We start from the raw sequence: 22,916 nt of genomic DNA, 5'->3' as shown, positions 1-22,916 counted from the left end.
ATGAAGAAAGTTAAAATATATGTAACATTAAAAGAAAGCATCCTGGATCCACAAGGTTCTGCAGTTCAAGGCTCATTGCAAAAAATCGGCTATAGTGAAGTTTCTGACGTACGTATCGGCAAGTATTTGGAAGTTACAATCGAAGATACTGACCGTGACATCAATACAATCGTGAAAGAAATGTGCGAAAAAGTATTAACGAACACGGTGATTGAAAAGTACCGTTACGAAGTTGAGGAGGCATAATACGATGAAATTTGCAGTGCTCGTTTTCCCGGGGTCTAACTGTGATATCGACATGTTTCATGCGATTAAGGACGAGTTAGGTGAAGAAGTAGAATATGTTTGGCATACAGCTACAAGTCTAGACGGATTTGACGGGGCATTAGTGCCTGGCGGTTTCTCATATGGAGATTATTTACGTTGTGGCGCAATGGCAAACCAATCAAACATTATGTCGGCTCTAAAAGAGTTTGCAGCACAAGGCAAACCAGTGTTAGGTGTTTGTAATGGATTCCAAATTTTAACGGAAGCAGAGCTGTTACCAGGAGCTCTTATCCGCAATAAAAACCTGAAATTCATGTGTCGTACAGTACAGCTGAAAGTTGAAAACAACAACACATTATTTACAAACGGATATGAAGAGGGAGAAGTAATCAATATTCCGATCGCGCACGGTGAAGGCAACTACTACTGTGATGACGAAACATTAGCCTCTTTACAAGCCAATAACCAGATTGTCTTTACATATGAGGGTGAAAATCCGAACGGTTCTTTAGCGGATATCGCAGGAATTATCAATAAAGAAGGCAATGTACTCGGCATGATGCCACATCCAGAGCGTGCTGCAAATGAAATCGTTGGTGGCGCAGACGGTCTTAAACTATTTAAATCAATTGTGAAGCAGTGGAGGGAACAGCATGTTAACAACTAATTTCGAACCAACACCAGAGCAAATTAAGGAAAAACGTCTCTATGCAGACATGGGGATGTCAGATGCGGAATTTGACTTAGCAATTGAAAAGTTAGGTCGTATTCCAAACTGGACAGAAACAGGTCTTTTCTCGGTAATGTGGTCTGAGCACTGCTCTTATAAAAAATCGAAGCCGGTACTTCGCAAGTTCCCGACAAAAGGTCCTCAAGTACTGCAAGGTCCTGGTGAAGGTGCCGGTATTGTTGACATCGGTGATGAGCAGGCGGTCGTTTTCAAAATGGAATCACATAACCATCCATCTGCGATTGAACCATACCAAGGTGCTGCAACAGGTGTAGGCGGAATTATCCGTGATGTTTTCTCAATGGGTGCACGTCCAATTGCTATGCTGAACTCCTTACGTTTTGGTGAGTTGAAATCAGCGCGCGGTAAATATCTATTTGAAGAAGTTGTTGCTGGTATTGCAGGTTACGGAAACTGTATCGGTATTCCGACAGTAGGCGGCGAAATTGGTTTTGATCCGTGTTACGAAGGAAATCCGCTTGTAAATGCAATGTGTGTCGGATTAATCGATCATAAGGATATCCAAAAAGGTATTGCTGCAGGAGTAGGAAATACTGTAATGTACGTTGGTGCAAAAACAGGTCGTGACGGTATTCACGGTGCAACATTCTCTTCTGAAGAATTGACAGAAGATACTGAAGAAAGTCGTTCGGCAGTACAAGTTGGGGATCCGTTCATGGAAAAATTACTTCTTGAAGCTTGTCTGGAAGTTGTAAAATCAGATGCATTAGTTGGTATTCAAGATATGGGTGCAGCAGGTCTTACTTCATCTTCAGCAGAAATGGCCTCTAAAGCTGGTACTGGTGTAGAGATGAACTTGGACTTAGTTCCTCAACGTGAAACAAACATGTCAGCGTATGAAATGATGTTATCAGAGTCTCAAGAGCGCATGCTGATCGTAGTAAAAGCAGGTCGTGAAGATGAAATTAAAGCGATTTTCGATAAATATGATCTTGATGCGGTAGCAGTAGGAAGAGTGACAGAAGACAAAATGCTTCGTTTACTGCATAAAGGTGAAGTGGTAGCAGAGGTGCCTGCAGACGCGCTTGCTGAAGACGCACCGGTTTACAATATGCCGGATGCTGAACCAACTTACTTTGCAGCATATCAGGCAATGGAAAATACAGAACCAAACGTAACAGATTATAAAGAAACGTTAACAGCACTTTTAAAAGCGCCGACAATCGCTTCAAAAGAATGGGTTTATGATCAATATGACTACCAAGTACGTACAAATACGGTGGTAGCACCAGGTTCGGACGCTGCAGTATTACGTGTACGCGGTACAAATAAAGGGTTGGCGATGACGACAGACTGTAATGCTCGCTATATCTACCTAGACCCTACAACAGGCGGAAAAATTGCTGTTGCTGAAGCAGCGCGTAACATCGTATGTTCAGGCGGACAACCACTTGCGATTACAGACTGCCTAAACTTCGGTAATCCGGAAAAGCCTGAAATCTTCTGGCAAATCCAAAAATCGGCTGACGGTATTGCAGAGGCTTGTTTAGCATTAGATGCACCAGTTATTGGCGGTAACGTATCAATGTACAACGAGCGTTCAGGCGAAGCGGTTTACCCAACACCAACAATCGGTATGGTTGGATTAGTAAAAGATTTAGCGCATGTTACAACACAGGAAGTTAAAGCTGCCGGTGATGTTGTGTACGTAGTCGGTGACACAAAAACAGAATTCGGTGGTTCTGAATTACAAAAGTTAGTGGAAGGCGGCATTTCTGGCAAAGCACCTTCAATCGACTTAACAGTAGAAGCGGCACGTCAACAATCTATTTTGGAAGCAATTCAATCGGGACTTGTTCAGTCAGCGCATGATGTTTCTGAAGGCGGAGTTGCGGTTGCATTAGCGGAGAAAACTTTCGCTGCAAAAGGTTTAGGTTTGGACGTAGCATTAACAGGTTCTGCAACAACAGCTCTGTTCGCTGAATCACAATCACGCTTTGTATTAACAGTGAAAGCTGAACATGCAGAAGGATTTGAAACAATCGTAAAAGACGCACAAAAAATCGGTACAGTAACAGACGACGCGAATATTAAAATTAGCGGCGAAACTGGTGTACTTGTTGAAGGTACTGTGGAGGAATTCCGTTCTGCCTGGAAAGGAGCAATTCCATGCTTGCTGAAATCAGAGGCTTAAATGAGGAATGTGGTGTATTTGGCATTTGGGGTAACCAGGATGCGGCCCACTTAAGTTATTACGGTTTACACGCATTACAGCATCGTGGACAGGAAGGAGCTGGTATCGTCACAACCGACGGTAATCAGCTTCAGGCTGTACGTGGTGAAGGTCTCGTAAATGACGTGTTCAATGAAAATAAATTACGTAAAGTAGTAGGGCACGCAGCAATTGCGCATGTACGATACGCAACAGCAGGCGGCAAAGGACTGGAAAATGTCCAGCCATTGTTATTCCGTTCTTCAACTGGCTCACTGGCAATTGCCCATAATGGGAACTTAGTGAATGCCACACATTTAAAACAGTTTTTAGAGCGCTCTGGCAGTATTTTCAACTCGACTTCCGATACAGAGGTTGTTGTACATCTCATTAAAAAATCAAAACACTCACCATTTCGTTCAAAAGTGAAAGAAGCATTGTCGTTATTAAAAGGCGCATTCTCTATTATTTTATTAACGAATGACCAAATGATTGTGGCTCGGGACCGAAATGGTTTACGACCGCTTTCACTTGGAAAGCTGGGTGATTCATATGTAGTTGCTTCTGAAACATGTGCATTTGATTTAATCGGTGCGGAATACGTACGTGAAGTGGAACCTGGCGAGTTATTGATCATTTCAAATAATGGTCTTGAGGTCGACAGCTATGTTGAAAAGGACAAGCGAACAATGTGTGCGATGGAATATGTATATCTTGCACGTCCTGATTCAAATATTGATGAAGTAAATATCCATATGGCCCGTAAACGCATGGGGAAAGAACTCGCAAAAGAATGTTCCCATATTGAAGCGGACGTCGTTACAGGAGTTCCTGATTCGTCCATTTCTGCAGCAATCGGATTTTCTGAAGCGAGCGGTATTCCATACGAGCTTGGTTTAATTAAAAACCGCTATGTTGGACGTACTTTTATCCAGCCGACACAGGAGCTTCGCGAACGTGGTGTTAAAATGAAACTATCACCGGTAGTTCAAGTTGTTAAAGGAAAACGTGTTGTAATGGTAGATGATTCAATTGTACGCGGTACAACATCGAGACGCATTGTACGCATGCTGAAAGAAGCAGGGGCGGCAGAAGTACATGTTGTGATTTCTTCCCCTCCAATGACGGATCCTTGTTATTACGGAATCGATACGTCGACACATGAAGAGCTGATAGCATCAAGCCACAGTGTGGAAGATATACGAGTAGCAATTGAAGCAGACACACTAACATTTTTATCGCTGGAAGGTATGGTCCGTGCAACGAACCGCCCGTTTGAAGATGAAAATGGCGGACTTTGCGTCGCATGCTTTACTGGTAAATACCCGACAGAGATTTTCCCGGACACAGTTTTACCACATGAAAAAGACTGTTAGAAATTAAGGAGGAGCAAGTACATTATGTCAAAAGCATATGAACAGGCAGGCGTAAATATTGAGGCAGGTTATGAAGCAGTAAAACGTATGAAGTCACATGTCGAGCGTACGAACCGTTTAGGTGTGATGGGAACGTTTGGCGGCTTTGGAGGCATGTTTGATTTGTCTGCACTGAACTTAAAGGAACCAGTTCTTATTTCAGGTACGGACGGTGTTGGGACGAAACTGAAGCTTGCATTTATGGTTGATAAACACGATACAATCGGCGTGGACTGTGTTGCGATGTGTGTAAATGATATCGTTGCACAAGGTGCTGAACCGCTTTACTTCCTTGACTATGTAGCAGTAGGGAAGGCCGAGCCGGCAAAAATAGAACAAATCGTTAAAGGTGTTGCAGATGGCTGTGTGCAGTCAGGAGCAGCATTAATCGGCGGAGAAACAGCTGAAATGCCGGGTCTTTACGAAGAAGAAGAGTACGACTTAGCTGGTTTTGCTGTAGGTGCTTGTGAAAAAACGGACATCATTACAGGCGAGAAAATAGAGGAAGGCGATGTTCTAATCGGCCTTGCTTCAAGCGGTGTACATTCAAACGGCTATTCATTAGTGCGTAAAGTTGTGTTCGCGGACAATGAAATCGCAGTTGACGCAGTAGTAGAAGGCTATGAAGACCTTGGTCCTATCGGCGAAGCGCTTCTCGTTCCTACAAAGCTTTATGCAAAGCCAGTTTTAGCAGCACTTAAAGCAGCAGATGTACATGGTTGTGCACACGTTACTGGCGGGGGCTTCTATGAAAACTTGCCACGTATGATGCCACAAGGTTTGGCAACAGAAATCGATTTAGGATCTTGGCCAGTGCTGCGCATCTTTGAGTTTTTAAAAGAAAAAGGTGCATTGGCGGACAAAGATTTATATAACGTATTCAACATGGGAATCGGCTTTGTTATTGCGGTTCCAGCGAGTGAAGCTGATAAAGTGATTGCTGCAGTAGAAGCTGAAGGTGAAAAAGCTTACACAATCGGTCGCGTTGTGAACGGTGAAGGAGTTATTTTCAACGGCGAACATGACGGGAGCTTAGTGTAATGGGTACGAAAATTGCCGTATTCGCTTCTGGAAGCGGTAGTAACTTTCAGGCAATTCAAGAAGCGATTAGTCGCGGTGAGCTTAACGCGACGATCGAGCTTGTCATTACGGATAAGCCGGGTGCTTATGTTGTGACACGTGCACAAAATTTCGGTATACCTGCTATGGAGCTTGCACCGAAAACCTTTGCCGACAAGTTAGCTTATGAAACCAAACTTGTTGAACTGTTAAAAGAACGAGAGATTGAATGGATCATCTTAGCAGGTTATATGCGCCTTGTTGGGGAAACGCTATTATCGGCTTACGAGCATCGGATTATCAATATTCATCCGTCGCTGCTGCCATCATTTCCCGGAAAAGACGCCATTGGTCAGGCGATGAATCACGGCGTAAAAGTTACGGGTGTAACGGTCCACTATGTAGATGCGGGAATGGATACAGGAAAGATTATCTCGCAGGGAGCAGTTGATGTTGTAGATGGTAACCGTGAAGCGACTGAAGAGCGTATACATAAATTAGAACATGCGCTATACACGAAGACATTACAGCAATTATTTAAAGTAAATAAGTAAATTCGCATGAGCCGCTCCTGTGAGGGCATTGCTCACCGAAAAAATGAATTGGAGGACCTAATCGTGACGAAACGTGCACTTATTAGTGTTTCAGATAAAAATGGTATTTTAGAATTTGCAAAAGAATTAGTAGCTCTTGGCTATGAAGTACTTTCTACTGGAGGAACAAAAAGTTTATTACAACAAAACAATGTTCCGGTAACTGCAGTAGATGAAGTAACAAACTTCCCGGAAATTTTGGATGGCCGGGTAAAAACATTAAACCCGATGATCCATGGCGGTCTATTAGGTAAGTTTGATGAGCCAAGCCATGTTGCGCAAATGAACGAACATGGCATCCGCCCAATCGAAATTGTATGTGTCAACTTATATCCGTTTGTCGAAACGATTTCAAAACCGGATGTATCTTGGGATGATGCAATTGAAAACATCGATATCGGCGGTCCGACAATGCTACGTTCGGCAGCAAAAAACCATGATTATGTAACGGTAATTGTTGATGCAAATGACTATTCTGCCGTATTGGAAGAGTTAAAGGCAGATGGAAAAACGACATTAACAACACGTCGTCGTTTAGCAGCAAAAGTATTCCGTCACACCGCTGCATATGATTCGTATATTTCCAATCATTTATCAAATGCAATTGGCGAAGAGTTCCCGGAAAACATGACGTTAACATATGAACTGAAGCAAACATTACGCTATGGTGAAAACCCTCACCAAAAAGCGGCGTTCTATGCAAAACGTTTAGGTTCAGATTTCTCGATTGCCTACGCAACACAATTACACGGCAAAGAATTATCGTACAACAATATTCAGGATGCAAATGCAGCATTGCAAATCGTAAAAGAATTTGAACTACCTGCAGCGGTTGCCGTGAAACATATGAACCCATGTGGTGTCGGAACTGGTGAAACAATCGAAGAAGCATTCAGTAAAGCATATGAAGCAGATCCAACATCGATATTCGGCGGCATCATTGCATTAAATAAAGAAGTGGACAAAGCAACTGCAGAAAAGTTATCGGGTATTTTCCTTGAAATCATTATTGCGCCAAGCTTTACTGCAGAAGCATTAGAGATTTTAACACAAAAGAAAAATATTCGTCTGTTAACTATCGATTTCGCACAGGAAAAGCAGGATCAATTCAATGTTGTTGCTGTTGAAGGTGGTTTACTTGTACAGGAGCCGGATCGTTTCGGATTTAAAGATGCAAACATTCAAGTTGTGACAGACCGTAAACCGACTGAAGAAGAGTGGGAAGCGTTAAAACTAGGCTGGGCAGTTGTGAAGCATGTAAAATCAAATGCCATTGTTGTAACGGATAAACAAATGACATTAGGTGTAGGCGCTGGTCAAATGAACCGTGTAGGCGCAGCAAAAATTGCCTTTGAACAAGCAGGAGATAAAGCACAGGGCGCGGCATTGGCTTCGGATGCATTCTTCCCAATGGGCGACACAGTGGAAGCAGCGGCAAAAGCCGGTATTAAAGCAATCATTCAACCAGGCGGCTCAATTAAAGACCAGGAATCAATCGATGCAGCGAACAAATACGGTATTGCAATGGTGTTTACAGGGGTTCGTCACTTTAAACATTAATTAATAAGTTAGCAGTAGAGAAATTATTAAATTTACGTTATAATAGAATAAAGTTTCGCTAATGTTCTGGCCGGATGTTAGCAGAAGCGTTTGCAAATGATTTATTTATTCTTCTTTCTGGCCGGGAGAGGGATAAATAAGACGATTGGGCGATTCTTGGCCGGGTCCCCATCGTAACCAAATTTTATTAACAACTGTATCGACTTTGGCCGGGAGATGCGCTGTTAATAATAAAATAATCATTGATTGTAAGATGCACAGCACTACTTTTGGTCGGGTAGCGCAGTGTAAACGACCATTAATGAAAAACGCTCGCCTAAAATTTGGCGGGCGTTTTTTTTATCCAAATTTCTATAAAAGGGGAAGCTAATATGAACATTCTTGTAATCGGTAGTGGTGGTCGTGAGCATGCGATCGCGAAGCAATTCAATAATGCACCATCTGTACAAAAGGTATTCGTAGCACCAGGAAATGACGGAATGAAACAGGATGCACAAGTTGTTGCGATTGATGCACTAGATTTCGCAGCACTTGCACAGTTTGTAAAAGAAAATGATGTAGCTTTAACATTTGTAGGGCCAGAGCAGCCATTAGCAGAAGGAATCGTTGACTACTTCAATGAGCAAGGCTTGGTTATTTTCGGTCCAACGAAAGCAGCGGCAAAAATCGAAGGTTCGAAGTCTTATGCAAAAGAGATTATGAACAAATATAACATTCCGACGGCAGCGCATGAAACTTTTACGGAAGCGGATAAAGCGGTTGCTTATATTAAAGAGCAAGGTGCTCCGATTGTAATTAAAGCGGACGGATTAGCGGCCGGAAAAGGTGTCATTGTCGCGATGACAGAACAAGAAGCAATTGAAGCTGTGGAAGATATGATCGGCAACCAGCGTTTCGGGGATTCTTCGTCCCGTGTTGTTGTGGAAGAGTTCCTCGATGGTGAAGAATTCAGCTTCATGAGTTTTGTACATAAAGGGCAAATATACCCAATGGTCATTGCACAAGATCATAAACGTGCATATGATGGCGATAAAGGACCAAATACAGGCGGAATGGGTGCTTATTCACCAGTACCGCAAATTTCTGAGGACATTGTGAAAGTTGCGTACGACACAATCGTAGAGCCAACTGTAAAAGCAATGGATGCAGAAGGTGTATCATTCACTGGAATTCTGTATGCAGGCTTAATTTTAACTGCCAAAGGCCCCAAAGTAATTGAGTTCAATGCACGTTTTGGTGACCCGGAAACACAAGTTGTGTTACCACGTATGGCTTCAGACTTCGGTGAATTTATGATGAGCTTAATGAACGAGCAGCCATATGAGTTACAGTGGAAAGAAGAGGCTATGCTAGGGGTTGTTGTTGCGGCTGAAGGCTATCCGGGTGATGTGGAAAAAGGCAATGCACTTCCGGAACTTTCGGATATTGAACTGCCGGTATTCCATGCGGGGACAAAGCTTGAGGGCGACCGGTTCATCGGTAACGGTGGCCGTGTGTTGTTAGTGGCGTCAGAAGCAGCCACGTTAAAAGAAGCGCAGGAAAAAGTATATGCTGAACTTGCAAAGAAAGGATGGACGAATTTCTTCTTCCGCAAAGATATTGGTTGGAGAACATTTAAATAAAGGAGAGGCGATACGTGCAGACGTGTCGCCTTTTCTACTATCTAAGCTGTCTGTTATATATCACCTTTTTTATGTTTCTCAATCTCAATGGCGAGCAATAGTAACTTGTCATCAAACTCATCCAGTATACGTAGTTTTTCATCAAGCTCTGTTTCAAAACTGGTTGCTTGAATGAATAAATTTTGGAGCTGGTTTTCAAGGTTGATTCGGGTGATCGTTTGTTCATCAGTTGGAGAATAATTATTATGTTCAGGCTCTTTTATTTGGACCATTTCTTCAAGGGTAGAATGAATTTCATCATTTTTATCTTTAATATGCTTTAACAGATCGTGCTGTTGATTGATCGTATCACGTAGAGAAAGTAATTGTTCATTGTTGCTGTTCATGAAAGAACGCAGCAAATGATCCAGTTCTTCTACGGCCTGTATATAGTTTTCTGAACGGGCAGCAGGATTTTCGGTATTAGCTGTTTTTTCGATTGTTTCTTTTAATTGTTTGTTTTCTTTCTGTAAGTTTTCTTTTTTTTCCACTAGTGATTCAATGGAAGTAATCAGTTTTATTCTTTGCTCTTCACGTAATTGAATATTTTCATGCAGCTCGCTAAGCTCTTTTTCAAAACTTTTCCTCAGCATCATTAATTCCAATGAAAGTTCTTTTTTCTCGTTTACTAACTGACTCAGTTCCTGCTCAAGACTATTTACCATTGAATAATAGTCCACGCTTTGTAGGGTGGATATTTCGTTTTGATATTTTGCGATTTCTGATTTTAAAAAGATGATAGTTTGCTGTAATTGAAGTACGTCCTTATTTTTCACGCTTTCAATATCCACATGGATCCTCCTTTCAAGTCATATCTTTCAGTAAGCCTATAATCTCCTGAAACTCTTTTTCATTTTCATTGATGAGCTGGTTTATTTTTTCAACAGCTTTTTTTTCTTCTTCTTCATTGACAGGGTATGATGCTTCATATTTATTGTTTGATAATAAATAAGCTAATAATAAATTGAGTGAACTTTTTTCCAGAAAAATAAAGCTATTATTATTTTCCTGGAGCTCATCTTTTATCGATGAAAAATGTTCTTTCATGAATTGCTTTAATATCTTTTCAATTGTTAGTACTTCGGATTCTTCTTGTTTATCTTCAAATTCGTTTATGATGTTTCCTCCTGTTCCAAATGAATGACACTTAAATTAATAGGGTTTACAACAGCAATCCCATCTTGAAACTGATCACAATAAGTAAAGCCTGTAATGCTTCCAGCGTAAGATTTATTTGGGGACCATCTTATCTGGAAATTTGTAAATGAAATGATTTCATTCGGTTCGATTGATGTTTTGCTAATTGGTTTAAGCCAGTATTCGTTTTTGTTTGGCGTTTTTGAGAAACGCAACCATTCATTCGGTCCTTTTAGTCTTTGTTGGAGCTGTTCATGTACATACCGACCACTAAATGAAAAAGGTGATGATTCAGGCAATGTTATACAAATAGAAGGGTTTAGTAATGGTTCATTACCGATATTGTAAATATGATAAGAGCCTAAACATAAACTCTCCTGATCTAATTGATGGGATATATTAAAAGTGGAAGTGAAATAGCTAATAACCTTGGTGTTGTTGGAATTAGGAAGTTTTTCGATGAGTTCCTTTATTTCGTGGAGATAGGTTTGGGTTTGATTTTGCAGCGTATTTAACTTTATTTCGAAAGGGTGGGAGCTTTTGGGCACTGGAAATGCCTCCTCCTTACGGTTAAATTTTATTTGCTTATGTAAGCAAAATAAAGAAAGGGTGTTTCTCCCTTTCTTTATTATATGATGATGAAGTTGGTGATAACACTGATTCATAATATTATGGGAAAACAACAGCACAGTTGTTAGGGCGAGATGCTGGTGAACAAGCAAATGGTAAATCTGCTCGTGGTTCACAGTAGTCAGCCAAAAATTCTACTGTCACTGGGAATGTTGATTGAATGCTTTGGCAAACTGCGATTGAAAGTGATAGATTCTCAAATGAAATTGTACCGTCCCCATTGTTGAAGAATGGACCAGTTGAGCATACGAAGCAATCAAGATCTGTATATGTTACATCAACATTTGTCCCTTTAGGTGCACACATTACAACATGTTCGCAGCGTGAAATATCAAAGCCGTTACTTGTGTAAGTTGTTCCGTTTGCTAACGTAATGCAAATTGTCACAGTGAAGTTCTTTTGAATCATAAGCTGTTGTAAATAAACAGATGTTCCGTCAATCGTAAATGTACGATTTTCACGGCTCATAATAACAACAGGGTTTACTGCTGCTGGTACTACTTGGCATGTAACTTGAGCTCCTCCGACAACTGCATCTACTGGTAAACCTGGAAACGTAATTGGGCTTGTTGGAGTGAACTCAAAAGACATATCTTTCACAACCCAGTCATACACCTTTTCCACATTAATACAGATTAGTTCTTGTTGCGATGGCATTTGTTCCTTCATGTTCTTATCACCTCCTTCTATATTTTTATCTTTCGTTTGTATTTTATGACGCTGAAATAGAAGTGCATAGGCAAAGAAATAGTTTGGCTGTTGGGAATTCTGTAATTAGGTTACCTTCACAAATTAGTAGATCAAAGCCCATTTTTGTGACTTTATAATTAAAAACAACAGCAAAGGTGAAGTGTTTGTCACATACCTCAGTTAACGTCAATAAAATATGAAGAGATGCGGATTGAAAGGGGTGAATGAAATGGAAGAATCCACAACCTATACTCTCCAGGAAATTGAAAAGTTGAAATTAAAAATCTCTGGGTACAGAAATACATTGATGACATTGAAAATGGGGACATCGTTTGAAGATTTCCAAATGATGAAAAATGAATTTGAAGCATTAAAAAGCCAATTAACATATATAGAAGGCTTAACAAAAACAATGGAAGAAAAACAACAAACTCAAACTGTAATTTATGAAGAGCAAGCAAAACAATTTGAAATGCAGATTGCTTCATTGAATAAGACGGTTGAAAAAATGGGTAAGGAAATTGTATTAATATCGAAGAAGTTAAATAATGTTAAAGAAGAAAAGGTGGAAGAGGAAAAGAAAGCGCAGCCGTTAGCAGAAAAATCTAATGCTCCAAAGCCTGATAGTACGATGAAATATCTTCAGAACGGGACTCAGGAAAATGTACCTGCACCGGCGCTACCGAATCAACCATCGTATATGCAGTTGAGAAATTTAACAAATCAAGTCATCCAATTGCAAAAAGAGGATGAAAAGACGAAACCAGAAGAACATATAGAATATAAAGCTGATCAAGTTGATGAACGCTATTTTAATCAGCGTTATTTCCAAACAATCAACCATCCACCACAAAATGTAAGTAGAAATTCTTTGAATAAAGCTTCACTCAAACCAAATAAGTCGTCAAAGGGTGAAGCAACCTTTTTACCGACTTTAAATAAAGTCTCTAACTTATTTGAGCCAGAGAATGGACCCGAAGAAACGCCTCCATCTCTAATTAAGAAAGTTAGTGAAAGTAGTATCGTAAGTCCTGAACTTCATGAAGTTAAGTTGGTAGTTGAAAAATTACAACCAGTCGATTTAAGTGAAATAAATGAAGGCAGTTCAATGCGGGAAGAGCAGATGGAAAGTATTGAATTAACGGTTGAAGAAAGTACGGATAATTCAGATTCTGGAGAAGAAAAGACGAAGAAACAGCGGAATTCCTCGTTCTTTAATATTTTTCGAAAATAAATAGAAAAGCTTTATAAAATCATCCTAGTGTTAGGATGATTTTATTTTTTTTGCCTGAACAAGCTGTCGATTCGCTCAAGTAAAAAACTGAATTACAAAATTTGATTACTAGTTAATTGCCCTTTGATTCTATTGATTGGTGAATAGAATAATTGCGAAGGAGGTGAAAAATATGTGTATGTGTTCTAAAAGTATGAATATTGGTAATTTACATCCATGTGGATCAAACTGCGTTAACTTAGGACCATTCAGAGCTGTAAGACCGGGTTGTACACCACCAAATACAGGGTCAATCATTCCATTCTCTTCTGGTATTACGCCAGTGGTATTAACTACGCTTGTTGGGGGATTAGTGGGTACAACAAGTTTAATTGGATTTGGTACTGCGGTTCCTGGAATTACAATTGTAGGGAATACAATTGACCTATCAGGTGTTGCTACTGAAGCTTTCGCAGTTCCACGCAATGGTAGTATTACAGCAATCTCCGCATCATTCACTGCACTAGCTGCCGTTGATCTTGGTTTAGGATCTGTATCGGTTACTGCTCAAATTTACCGTGCACCTGCAGGAAGTTCAGTATTCACTGCTACAAATGCTAGAGTTACGCTGACACCGCCATTTACAGGGCTTATAACTCTTGGCCAAACATCATATGGATCATCAAATGTGCCACCGGTTCCTGTAGCACAAGGTGACCGTTTATTAATGGTTTACTCAATTGCCGGAACAGGAGTTACATTAGCTGCTGCACTGACAGGTACGGCAAGTGCTGGTATTACAATTTCATAAACGCATAAAAGTTATTACTGAAACCCAAAAGCGCTATATTTAACCAATATAGCGCTTTTTTATTGTGTATACGTATTACATAAAATTATTCAACATACCCTAGATCCACCTCTTAATCATTGACGGGCATCATTTCGTTCATTTGTTCTGATTTGGCCATTGCAACTACTGGACAATATTGATAATATCCTTCCGCCACTTTCATCGAACCGGCAAGAATCATCATACGGCCAACTGTACATTGAGGTTTATGAGCGATTCTCCCAACACCGAATGCGGTCATTGCAACACCGCACATCATACGGATAAAAGCGTTTGTTTCAGAAATATTGGGGGTTAGCAATTATACTTCACTCCTTTTTTTAGAAAATTTAAAAATTATTTTGGAAACACTTTGCTTTATGAAAGTGCTATGTTACGATTAATTCACCAAAAGGAATATTGTAGCAATTGACTACATAAAGCAAAATATATTGAATTAAGTATGTGTTATTCTTTTAAATCGATACGCATTAATCTAGCTTCAGCAGCTGTTAAAGACAATTGCTGAAGCTACTTGAATCGCAGCAGTATATTTTTTAGAGCTGGTATAAGTATCTTGGAAAAGTTATGAGCGTCCTTATATTATGGTAGAAAAGTTGAAAGGAGTGCAGAATATGCCGGAAATTAGTTGGAAGTTAAGTAATATTCGAGAGCAAGTGAGTATCATTGATGGGCATGCTGCTCCGAGTCTAGTTTTAAAAAATGCAAAGTACTTACATAGTATGATGAAAAGTTGGGTAACAGGAAACATCTGGATATCCAATGACCGCATCGTTTATGTCGGGAAGGAACTGCCTGCAAGTGTAGAAGGGACAGAGGTTATTGATCTGGCCGGAAAAGTAGTAGTACCAGGTTATATTGAGCCGCATGTACACCCTTTTCAATTATACAATCCCCATAGCTTTGCAGAATTCAGTGCACAGACAGGCACAACTACATTCATTTCAGACAATATGACACTTGTTTCATTAATGAAAAATAAGAAAGCGTTTTCTTTTATGGATGAGCTTGCTAAATTGCCATTTTCATTTTACTGGTGGAGTCGCTTCGATTCACAAACGGAGCTTGAAAATGAAAGGGAACTATATTCAAATGCCTCCGTATTGGAATGGCTTGACCGTCATGACGTACTGCTCGGCGGGGAACTTACAGGATGGCCTCGTCTGATGCGCGGGGATGATCAAATGCTCTACTGGATTCAGGCAGCTAAGCATAAGGGAAAAAAAGTCGAAGGGCATTTACCGGGAGCATCCGAAAAAACGTTGGCTAAAATGCGTTTACTAGGAGTCGATGGTGACCATGAATCAATGACGATTGAAGATATCGAAGCACGTTTGCAGCATGGTTATGCTGTTACTCTCCGTTATTCTTCAATTCGCCCGGATTTGCCGCATTTATTAAAAGCGGTTGTCGATAAAGGCTACGAAATATTTGATCAGTTAATGATGACGACAGATGGATCCACACCGAGCTTCCATGAAGATGGTGTGATGGATAAATGTATAAGGGCTGCCCTTGAAGCAGGTGTACGTCCGGTTGACGCTTATAATATGGCAAGTTATAATGTTGCGCGCTATTATAATATGACAAATCTGCATGGGCTGCTTGCTACAGGGCGTTATGCAAATATTAATATTTTGTCGGATGAATATTCTCCGACACCTGAAGCAGTCATTTCAAAAGGAGTATGGCTAAAGCGCGACAATAATGATTTGAAAGCATTCCCGGAAGTAGACTTATCACTATTCGGTGATTTGAAAATTGATTTTGATTTGCATGAAGGAGATTTTCAATTTTCGATGCCGATTGGCGTTGAAATGGTGAATGATGTTATTACGAAGCCTTATAGTATAAAAAATCTCGGACATCATCATCATACCTTATCTACAGAACATGATGAAAGCTATTTAATGCTTGTCGACCGAAACGGGAAATGGCGCATTAATACGATGATTAAAGGATTTGCTACTCATGTAAAAGGCTTTGCTTCATCGTATTCAAATACTGGAGATATAATTTTAATCGGAAAATCGATGCACGATATGCAGCGTGCGTTCCGAGAACTGAAGAAAATGAATGGCGGGATTGTGCTTGTTGAAGATGATCAAATCGTAACAAGTATTCCTTTGACATTGGCCGGCTCTATTTTCGATGGGACAGTTAATGAAGTAATTCCGCTAGAACTGGCATTGAAGAGTGCTTTGAAAAAACGTGGTTATCACCATACAGATGCAATTTACACATTGCTGTTTTTACAATCGACACATTTACCATATATTCGAATTACGACGCGTGGGATTTTTGATGTCATGAAAAATAAGGTTATGCTACCTGCTGTAATGCGATAAACCTATAAAAGTGAGAGGAGTAGCACGATGAAACGCAGTATATTTATGTTAGCATTATTAGGTATAACCTTAACGACAGGTTGTTCCGATAAAGAACGAACAGAGGAGCCTGTTGTAGAGATAGAAGAAACAGAAGTAGAGGAAGATATTATTGTTGCGGAAGCGGAAGAAATACTGCCATTTGTTACACCATTTACAGGGGAACGTGTAGCAGAAGAAGTGACGATGCGTCCAATACTTGCAACGATTAATAACCATCCGCAGGCACGTCCTCAATCTGGACTTGCACAGGCGGATATTATATATGAAATGCTGGCGGAAGGTGATGTGACACGCTTTTTAGCACTTTACCAGTCCGAACTTCCTGAATCTATCGGACCGATTCGCAGTGCGCGGTCGTACTTCATTGATATCGCAAAAGGACTGGACGCATTTTATATTGCACACGGATACAGTCCTGAAGCGAAATCGATGCTTGCACAGAGAGTTGTCGATAATATAAATGGAATGCACTATGATGGTACTTACTTTAAACGTTCATCAACACGGGTCGCTCCACACAATTCCTATATTTCGGGCGAAAATGTAAAGGCCGGTGCCGAAAAAGTAGGGACTTCACTACTTTATCAGAAAAAAGTGTCCTACCCATTTTATGAAGCCGAAGATAATGTTAAAATAGGAACAACGGCTAATGAAGTATCGATGAAATACAATAATAGCGGTTCATTTAACAGTCAGTATGTTTACAATGCCGAAACGAATCAGTACAAGCGTTATTCTGCAAATGTAGAAACAATCGATTACGAAACAAATGAATCCATCGAATTAGCCAATATTTTATTTTTTGAAATGCCTCATCGAATTGTAGACAATGCGGGTCGACGCGAAATTACAATTACGGGTGGTGGCAATGCGTATGTAGCTCAAGCGGGGACGATACGTGAAGTGAAATGGGAAAATGCAGATGGCCTGCTGGTGGCAGTCGAAGAAGATGGATCGGAAGTAAAGTTAGTTCAAGGAAAGACATGGATACATTTCGTACCAACATCTCCAGGTTTAGCGGCATCTGTTATATATTCAGAGTAGAGAGGAAATGGTGGGCACATGCAAATTGAAAAAATTCGCGGTCATCAAACAGATCAGTTGTTTAAAGCTGTCCTAGAGTTAAAAGATATTGAGGAATGCTATAAATTTTTCGATGACTTGTGCACGATTAGTGAAATTCAGTCGTTGGCACAGCGATTTGAAGTTGCACATTTATTACGTTTGAAAAAAACGTATGAAACAATTAAAAAGGAAACAGGTGCGTCAACAGCAACAATTTCCCGTGTACGCCGTTGCTTTGACTACGGAAATGACACTTATGATGAAATGCTGGGCCGTCTTTATCCAGACGAAAAGCCATTTACGTCAAAGTAAAGAAGCGCCCAATCATAAATATATGAGCAAGCTTAAAAGACTGAGCAGATTTATCCGCTCAGTCTTTTAATATTTCATCGAATTTCGTTATACTAAGAGATGGTCAATAAAAACTAAGATAATGAAAAGTTCAATATAAAAATTTTGAGAATAGGTGGATATATTCATGGAATATTTAAACTGGAGACATGTATTTAAACTGGACCCTGCAAAGGAAATTTCGGATGAGGCATTAGAGCAGATTTGCGAATCGGGTACGGATGTTATTTTAGTTGGCGGGACAGATGATGTGACGTTGGATGGCGTTTTGGATTTGCTCGTCCGTGTCCGTCGTTTTTCAGTACCGATAGCGCTTGAAATTTCAAATGTCGATAGCATTACACCAGGATATGATTATTATTTCATACCGTCCGTGTTGAATAGTCGAGATACAAAATGGGTGAAAGATATGCATCATGAAGCGATTAAAGAATACGGCGATGTACTGATTTGGGAAGAGCTTGTAGCGGAGGGCTACTGTATATTGAATCCGGATTGTAAAGTAGCACAAGTAACAGATGCGAAAACGGATTTGACGGTGGAAGATGTTGTGGCATATGCACGAATGGCCGAAAACTATTTTAAATTGCCGATTTTTTATTTGGAGTACAGCGGTGCATATGGTGATATCGAGATGGTGAAGGCAACAGCCGAAGTATTAAATGAAACAAAGCTCTTCTACGGAGGCGGCATTACGTCCGTAGAACAGGCGAAGGAAATGGCTGCACATGCTAATACCGTAGTTGTCGGAAATATTATTTATGATGACTTAAAAGCGGCATTAAAAACCGTACAAGCAGTAAAAAGTGTTATATAATAGGAACAAACGTTCTTTAGATAGGAAGGTGCAATATGGAGCATATAGCAAAAAATTTAGTAGCGGGAATGAATCCACAGCAAGCTGAAGCGGTGAAATCAACAGAAGGCCCGCTTCTAATTATGGCAGGGGCCGGCTCTGGGAAAACACGGGTACTGACACACCGTATCGCCTATTTAGTGGTTGAGCGTGAAGTGTACCCTTCGAAAATTTTAGCCATTACGTTTACAAATAAAGCTGCCCGCGAAATGCGTGAGCGAATTGACGGGATTTTAGGAAACGGAACAACGGAAAGCATGTGGGTATCCACATTCCACTCGATGTGCGTACGCATTTTGCGACGTAATATTGACCGGATCGGTTATTCGAAAAGCTTCTCGATTCTAGATAGTTCAGATCAGCTGACGGTAATAAAAAATATATTGAAGCAGGATAATATCGATCCGAAAAAATATGATCCGCGTGCAATTTTAAATACGATCAGTTCGGCAAAAAATGAATGTATTACTGTGGACGGCTTTGAAGCGAACATGAATCCGCATAATCCATTTGAAAAGATTGTCGCACAAGTATATAAAGGCTATCAGAAACGATTAAGACAAAATCAAAGTCTCGATTTTGACGATTTAATTATGCTGACAATCCGTCTATTTAACGAAGCGCCGGATGTGCTTGAGTTTTACCAAAACAAATTCCAGTACATTCATGTTGATGAGTATCAGGATACCAATAAATCCCAGTATCTACTCGTGCAATTATTGGCGAAGAAATTCCGCAATATTTGTGTCGTAGGGGATTCGGACCAATCGATCTACCGTTGGCGCGGTGCCGATATTTCGAATATATTATCGTTTGAAAAAGATTACAAAGAAGCAAAGGTAATTATGCTCGAGCAAAACTACCGTTCCACTAAGCGTATTTTACAAGCGGCAAACAGCGTCATTGAAAAAAATAAAGACCGCTATAAAAAAGTACTGCGGACAGAAAATCCGGAAGGCGAAAAGATTCAGCTTTACAAAGCCGGCAATGAGCAGGATGAAGCGCAGTATGTCGTACGTACGATTCAAAAGCTTATGAAGGACGAAGATTACAAGCTGGATGATTTTGCGATTTTATATCGTACAAACGCACAGTCACGTGTAATCGAGGATGTGCTCGTAAAATCGAATATGAACTACCAGATCGTTGGCGGCACAAAGTTCTATGATCGAAAAGAGATTAAAGATTTGCTTGCTTACTTGCGTTTAATTGCAAACAATGACGATGACTTGTCGCTGGCGAGAATTATCAATGAACCAAAACGTGCGATTGGTGCGACTTCATTTGATAAAATGCTTGTCTATGCGATGGAACGCGACCGTTCAATTTTCGATGCGATGGGTGAGCTTGTATTTATGGGGCTTTCAGGGAAGGCAGCTACTTCCGCTGAAAATTTCTACAGTATGATTCGTTCATTAAGTGAACGTCAGCAAGAATTATCGGTAACAGAGATTGTGGAAGAAGTGCTTGAAAAATCAGGATACCGTCAAATGCTGAAAGCGGAAAAATCGATTGAAGCAGAAAGCCGCCTGGAAAATATCGAAGAGTTTTTAACGGTAACACATGCTTTTGAAGCGCGCAGTGAAGATCAGTCATTAGTAGCATTTTTAACAGACCTTGCACTAATAGCTGATATTGATTCTTTAGATGAAGAGGAAAAAGCAAAAGGTACGATTATTCTAATGACGATGCATGCTGCAAAAGGACTGGAATTCCCTGTTGTGTTCATTATCGGAATGGAGGAAAATATATTCCCGCATTCACGTTCATTGGAAAGTGAAGATGAAATGGCTGAAGAACGACGCTTAATGTATGTCGGTGCGACTCGGGCAGAGCAGCGTCTTTACTTGTCGTGTGCGGGCTCTCGTACAATTTTTGGCCGTACAGGCTACAATGCCCCATCACGTTTTTTACGCGAAATTGATGAAAATGTGTTAGAGCAAGTTTCAAAAGCAAATACTACATCATATCGTGATGATTCATTACCGTTTAAATCGAACCGTTATGACCGTATGCCGAAGCGTTCATTAGGAAGTGTGCAGGCACCTGCTTCCCAAACGTCACGTCTGAATTCTACTGGCGGAGATAAGTTTGATTGGAAAGTAGGCGACAAAGCTGCCCATGGTAAATGGGGTGTCGGTATGGTAGTAAGCGTAAAAGGTGAAGGTGATGGAATGGAACTGGACATCGCTTTCCCATCACCAACTGGAATAAAACGTCTACTAGCGAAATTTGCGCCGATTACGAAAGCTTAGGAGGAACATTTGATGAATGAAATAGAACAAAGAATTGCGGAATTGAACAAGCTTCTTCATGAGTATGGCTATGCGTATTATGTATTGGATAGACCGGTAGTAGAAGATAGTGTATATGATCAGCTTTTACATGAACTTATCGCATTAGAGGAAGCAAATCCGGAATTTATTTATCCTGATTCTCCTACTCAGCGTGTCGGTGGCATGGTATTGGAAGGCTTTAAAAAGGTAACGCATGAAACAGCAATGCTTAGTTTGTCGAATGCTTTCAATGAAGAAAATCTGCGTGATTTTGACCGGAAAATCGAGCAGGCAATCGGTAAAAATTACTCGTATGTATGTGAGCTGAAAATTGATGGTTTGGCCATATCTCTGCGCTATGAAAACGGGATATTTGTACAAGGTGCTACACGTGGTGACGGAACAGTAGGGGAAGATATTACAGCCAATCTGAAAACAATCCGTGCCATTCCTTTACGTTTAAAAGAACCAGTGACATTAGAAGTTCGCGGCGAAGCCTATATGCCCAAAAAGTCTTTTGAGAAACTGAATGAACGTCGTGCTGAAAATGGCGAGGAGCTATTTGCAAATCCTCGAAACGCGGCAGCAGGATCGTTGCGTCAATTAGATCCGAAAATTGCGGCAAGCCGAAATTTATCGACGTTTATATATGCAGTTGGCGGGGATGGAGAAAGCTATGGCATAGACGGGCATTGGGAAATGCTCAAGTATTTGGAGGAGCTAGGTTTTCCATCAAATAAAGAACGTGAGTATTGCGAAACTATTGAGGACGTTTTGGCGTTTATAGAAAAGTGGACAGAAGCGCGCCCAAATTTATCGTATGAAATTGATGGTATCGTTATCAAAGTGAATCGCTATGCCCATCAGGATGAGCTTGGCTTTACAGCAAAATCGCCGCGCTGGGCAATTGCCTACAAATTCCCAGCTGAAGAAGTTATAACAAAATTATTGGATATTGAACTGACGGTAGGTCGCACAGGGGTTATTACTCCAACAGCGATTTTAACACCGGTGCTTGTTGCGGGGACTACTGTGAGCCGTGCGTCATTGCACAATGAAGACCTGATCCGTGAAAAGGATATTCGAATCGATGATACGGTCATCGTACGAAAAGCAGGGGATATTATTCCGCAAATTGTGGGAGTTGTTCTGGAGCAGCGACCGGATGACGCCGTACCATATAAAATGCCGACACATTGTCCTGCGTGTGAAGAAGAAGTGGTACGTATTGATACCGATGTAGCATTGCGCTGTGTGAATCCGCAATGTCCTGCGCAAATTGCGGAAGGTGTGAAGCATTTCGTATCACGCAATGCAATGAATATCGACGGTCTTGGCGAAAAGGTAGTAGAACAGCTGCTTCGCGAAGGCTATATTCAAGATGTAGCTGGACTATATGAACTTACAGTAGAGCAGCTGATCAACCTGGAGCGAATGGGACAAAAATCAGCGACGAATTTAGTTGAAGCGCTTATTCAGTCAAAAGAAAATTCCCTGGAACGATTACTGTTCGGTCTTGGCATCCGCCATGTTGGGGAAAAAGCAGCCAAGATTTTGGCAGCTCAGTTTGAAACAATCGATGCACTAATGGTCGCTACTGAAGAGGAATTGAAAGATATTCATGAAATTGGCGATAAAATGGCCGAATCGATTGTAGCGTATTTTGCAAACGAGCAAGTACAACAATTAATCGAACGCCTAAAAGGATTTGGCTTAAATATGTCCTATAAAGGCAAGAAAATTGTCGTGGAAGCAGGGGCAAATCCTTTTGCAGGAAAAACAATTGTACTGACAGGTAAATTGCAGCAATTGACACGTAACGAAGCAAAGGCGAAAATAGAACAGTTAGGTGGTACGGTTGCAGGGAGTGTCAGTAAAAAAACAGACCTTGTAATAGTCGGAGAAGATGCAGGCTCGAAGCTTGAAAAGGCTCAAAGCTTAGGCATTGAAATTTGGGATGAAGTGCGCCTAATCGAACAATTAATATAGTAAAGGGG

At 40.6% G+C, this 22,916-nt stretch carries 21 protein-coding genes; 16 read left to right on the top strand and 5 right to left on the bottom strand.

The features are described 5' to 3' along the window. The 8 genes from purS to purD all read left to right on the top strand — a co-directional run bounded on the left by purS (position 1) and on the right by purD (position 9,419). Positions 1–246, top strand: a complete 246-nt coding sequence (purS, locus tag M3166_RS15835; RefSeq protein ID WP_251690817.1) for a phosphoribosylformylglycinamidine synthase subunit PurS — start codon at positions 1–3, stop codon at positions 244–246. A 4-nt stretch (positions 247–250) separates the two neighbouring features. Further along, positions 251–934, top strand: coding sequence for a phosphoribosylformylglycinamidine synthase subunit PurQ (gene purQ, locus M3166_RS15830; RefSeq protein WP_251690816.1), 684 nt, complete (start codon positions 251–253; stop codon positions 932–934). Then, entirely contained in the window at positions 921–3,152 is a 2,232-nt protein-coding gene (gene purL, locus M3166_RS15825; protein WP_251690815.1) for a phosphoribosylformylglycinamidine synthase subunit PurL, read from the top strand. The genes purQ and purL overlap by 14 nt, the downstream gene beginning before the upstream one ends. After that, complete coding sequence (gene purF / locus M3166_RS15820) at positions 3,128–4,546, top strand: amidophosphoribosyltransferase (protein WP_251690814.1); 1,419 nt, start codon at positions 3,128–3,130, stop codon at positions 4,544–4,546. Before purL ends, purF begins: the two co-directional genes overlap by 25 nt. A gap of 24 nt (positions 4,547–4,570) precedes the next feature. After that, the gene (gene purM / locus M3166_RS15815; protein WP_251690813.1) at positions 4,571–5,626 is read left to right on the top strand and encodes a phosphoribosylformylglycinamidine cyclo-ligase; all 1,056 of its coding nucleotides are present in this window, start codon (positions 4,571–4,573) and stop codon (positions 5,624–5,626) included. Then, complete coding sequence (gene purN / locus M3166_RS15810; RefSeq protein ID WP_251690812.1) at positions 5,626–6,198, top strand: phosphoribosylglycinamide formyltransferase; 573 nt, start codon at positions 5,626–5,628, stop codon at positions 6,196–6,198. The genes purM and purN overlap by 1 nt, the downstream gene beginning before the upstream one ends. Before the next feature lie 63 nt (positions 6,199–6,261). Beyond that, the gene (purH, locus tag M3166_RS15805) at positions 6,262–7,797 is read left to right on the top strand and encodes a bifunctional phosphoribosylaminoimidazolecarboxamide formyltransferase/IMP cyclohydrolase (RefSeq protein ID WP_251690811.1); all 1,536 of its coding nucleotides are present in this window, start codon (positions 6,262–6,264) and stop codon (positions 7,795–7,797) included. Positions 7,798–8,168: 371 nt separating this feature from the next. Then, positions 8,169–9,419, top strand: a complete 1,251-nt coding sequence (purD, locus tag M3166_RS15800) for a phosphoribosylamine--glycine ligase (RefSeq protein ID WP_251690810.1) — start codon at positions 8,169–8,171, stop codon at positions 9,417–9,419. A gap of 53 nt (positions 9,420–9,472) precedes the next feature. Here the strand turns inward: purD and M3166_RS15795 are convergent, their stop codons facing one another. The 4 genes from M3166_RS15795 to M3166_RS15780 all read right to left on the bottom strand — a co-directional run bounded on the left by M3166_RS15795 (position 9,473) and on the right by M3166_RS15780 (position 11,894). Next, entirely contained in the window at positions 9,473–10,249 is a 777-nt protein-coding gene (locus tag M3166_RS15795; protein WP_251690809.1) for a multidrug ABC transporter ATPase, read from the bottom strand. A gap of 13 nt (positions 10,250–10,262) precedes the next feature. Next, entirely contained in the window at positions 10,263–10,505 is a 243-nt protein-coding gene (locus tag M3166_RS15790) for a hypothetical protein (protein WP_251690808.1), read from the bottom strand. Between the two features lie 65 nt (positions 10,506–10,570). Beyond that, positions 10,571–11,143, bottom strand: a complete 573-nt coding sequence (locus M3166_RS15785) for a hypothetical protein (protein WP_251690807.1) — start codon at positions 11,141–11,143, stop codon at positions 10,571–10,573. Between the two features lie 121 nt (positions 11,144–11,264). Next, positions 11,265–11,894, bottom strand: a complete 630-nt coding sequence (locus M3166_RS15780) for a hypothetical protein (protein ID WP_251690806.1) — start codon at positions 11,892–11,894, stop codon at positions 11,265–11,267. Between the two features lie 250 nt (positions 11,895–12,144). Between M3166_RS15780 and M3166_RS15775 the strand changes: the two genes are divergently transcribed. Then, entirely contained in the window at positions 12,145–13,149 is a 1,005-nt protein-coding gene (locus M3166_RS15775) for a hypothetical protein (protein ID WP_251690805.1), read from the top strand. A gap of 172 nt (positions 13,150–13,321) precedes the next feature. Further along, a complete protein-coding gene (locus M3166_RS15770) occupies positions 13,322–13,939 on the top strand; it encodes an exosporium glycoprotein BclB-related protein (RefSeq protein WP_251690804.1) in 618 nt (205 codons plus the stop codon). Between the two features lie 112 nt (positions 13,940–14,051). Here M3166_RS15770 and M3166_RS15765 read toward each other — a convergent pair whose 3' ends face one another. Further along, positions 14,052–14,282: a YgaP-like transmembrane domain gene (locus M3166_RS15765; protein ID WP_079523760.1), complete on the bottom strand. Its 231-nt coding sequence runs from the start codon at positions 14,280–14,282 to the stop codon at positions 14,052–14,054. Between the two features lie 313 nt (positions 14,283–14,595). On the opposite strand from M3166_RS15765, the gene M3166_RS15760 reads away from it, so the two are divergent. The 6 genes from M3166_RS15760 (at position 14,596) to ligA (ending at position 22,908) form a co-directional block, all read left to right on the top strand. After that, positions 14,596–16,329 carry an adenine deaminase C-terminal domain-containing protein gene (locus tag M3166_RS15760; protein ID WP_251690803.1) on the top strand — a complete coding sequence of 578 codons (1,734 nt, stop codon included), beginning with the start codon at positions 14,596–14,598 and terminating at the stop codon, positions 16,327–16,329. A 27-nt stretch (positions 16,330–16,356) separates the two neighbouring features. Beyond that, positions 16,357–17,415: a DUF3048 domain-containing protein gene (locus M3166_RS15755; RefSeq protein WP_251690802.1), complete on the top strand. Its 1,059-nt coding sequence runs from the start codon at positions 16,357–16,359 to the stop codon at positions 17,413–17,415. An 18-nt stretch (positions 17,416–17,433) separates the two neighbouring features. Continuing rightward, positions 17,434–17,748 carry a YerC/YecD family TrpR-related protein gene (locus M3166_RS15750; RefSeq protein WP_008408714.1) on the top strand — a complete coding sequence of 105 codons (315 nt, stop codon included), beginning with the start codon at positions 17,434–17,436 and terminating at the stop codon, positions 17,746–17,748. A 166-nt stretch (positions 17,749–17,914) separates the two neighbouring features. After that, positions 17,915–18,604 carry a heptaprenylglyceryl phosphate synthase gene (locus tag M3166_RS15745; RefSeq protein ID WP_251690801.1) on the top strand — a complete coding sequence of 230 codons (690 nt, stop codon included), beginning with the start codon at positions 17,915–17,917 and terminating at the stop codon, positions 18,602–18,604. Positions 18,605–18,639: 35 nt separating this feature from the next. Beyond that, complete coding sequence (gene pcrA, locus M3166_RS15740; RefSeq protein WP_251690800.1) at positions 18,640–20,898, top strand: DNA helicase PcrA; 2,259 nt, start codon at positions 18,640–18,642, stop codon at positions 20,896–20,898. A gap of 12 nt (positions 20,899–20,910) precedes the next feature. Then, a complete protein-coding gene (gene ligA, locus M3166_RS15735; RefSeq protein WP_251690799.1) occupies positions 20,911–22,908 on the top strand; it encodes an NAD-dependent DNA ligase LigA in 1,998 nt (665 codons plus the stop codon). Positions 22,909–22,916: the final 8 nt, after the last annotated feature.

Source organism: Solibacillus isronensis (assembly GCF_023715405.1).
Lineage (GTDB): Bacteria > Bacillota > Bacilli > Bacillales_A > Planococcaceae > Solibacillus > Solibacillus isronensis_B.
This window is presented reverse-complemented; position numbering and strand designations above follow the sequence as displayed.

Excerpts from the sequence above, each read along its gene's own strand:
- purQ (WP_251690816.1), top strand. The coding sequence starts at position 251 with ATGAAATTTGCAGTGCTCGTTTTCCCGGGGTCTAACTGTGATATCGAC.
- ligA (WP_251690799.1), top strand. The coding sequence starts at position 20,911 with ATGAATGAAATAGAACAAAGAATTGCGGAATTGAACAAGCTTCTTCAT.
- purM (WP_251690813.1), top strand. The coding sequence starts at position 4,571 with ATGTCAAAAGCATATGAACAGGCAGGCGTAAATATTGAGGCAGGTTAT.
- M3166_RS15780 (WP_251690806.1), bottom strand. The coding sequence starts at position 11,894 with ATGAAGGAACAAATGCCATCGCAACAAGAACTAATCTGTATTAATGTG.
- M3166_RS15745 (WP_251690801.1), top strand. The coding sequence starts at position 17,915 with ATGGAATATTTAAACTGGAGACATGTATTTAAACTGGACCCTGCAAAG.
- M3166_RS15755 (WP_251690802.1), top strand. The coding sequence starts at position 16,357 with ATGAAACGCAGTATATTTATGTTAGCATTATTAGGTATAACCTTAACG.
- M3166_RS15770 (WP_251690804.1), top strand. The coding sequence starts at position 13,322 with ATGTGTATGTGTTCTAAAAGTATGAATATTGGTAATTTACATCCATGT.
- M3166_RS15790 (WP_251690808.1), bottom strand. The coding sequence starts at position 10,505 with ATGAAAGAACATTTTTCATCGATAAAAGATGAGCTCCAGGAAAATAAT.
- M3166_RS15750 (WP_008408714.1), top strand. The coding sequence starts at position 17,434 with ATGCAAATTGAAAAAATTCGCGGTCATCAAACAGATCAGTTGTTTAAA.
- pcrA (WP_251690800.1), top strand. The coding sequence starts at position 18,640 with ATGGAGCATATAGCAAAAAATTTAGTAGCGGGAATGAATCCACAGCAA.
- purN (WP_251690812.1), top strand. The coding sequence starts at position 5,626 with ATGGGTACGAAAATTGCCGTATTCGCTTCTGGAAGCGGTAGTAACTTT.
- purD (WP_251690810.1), top strand. The coding sequence starts at position 8,169 with ATGAACATTCTTGTAATCGGTAGTGGTGGTCGTGAGCATGCGATCGCG.
- purS (WP_251690817.1), top strand. The coding sequence starts at position 1 with ATGAAGAAAGTTAAAATATATGTAACATTAAAAGAAAGCATCCTGGAT.
- purF (WP_251690814.1), top strand. The coding sequence starts at position 3,128 with ATGCTTGCTGAAATCAGAGGCTTAAATGAGGAATGTGGTGTATTTGGC.
- M3166_RS15775 (WP_251690805.1), top strand. The coding sequence starts at position 12,145 with ATGGAAGAATCCACAACCTATACTCTCCAGGAAATTGAAAAGTTGAAA.
- purL (WP_251690815.1), top strand. The coding sequence starts at position 921 with ATGTTAACAACTAATTTCGAACCAACACCAGAGCAAATTAAGGAAAAA.
- M3166_RS15760 (WP_251690803.1), top strand. The coding sequence starts at position 14,596 with ATGCCGGAAATTAGTTGGAAGTTAAGTAATATTCGAGAGCAAGTGAGT.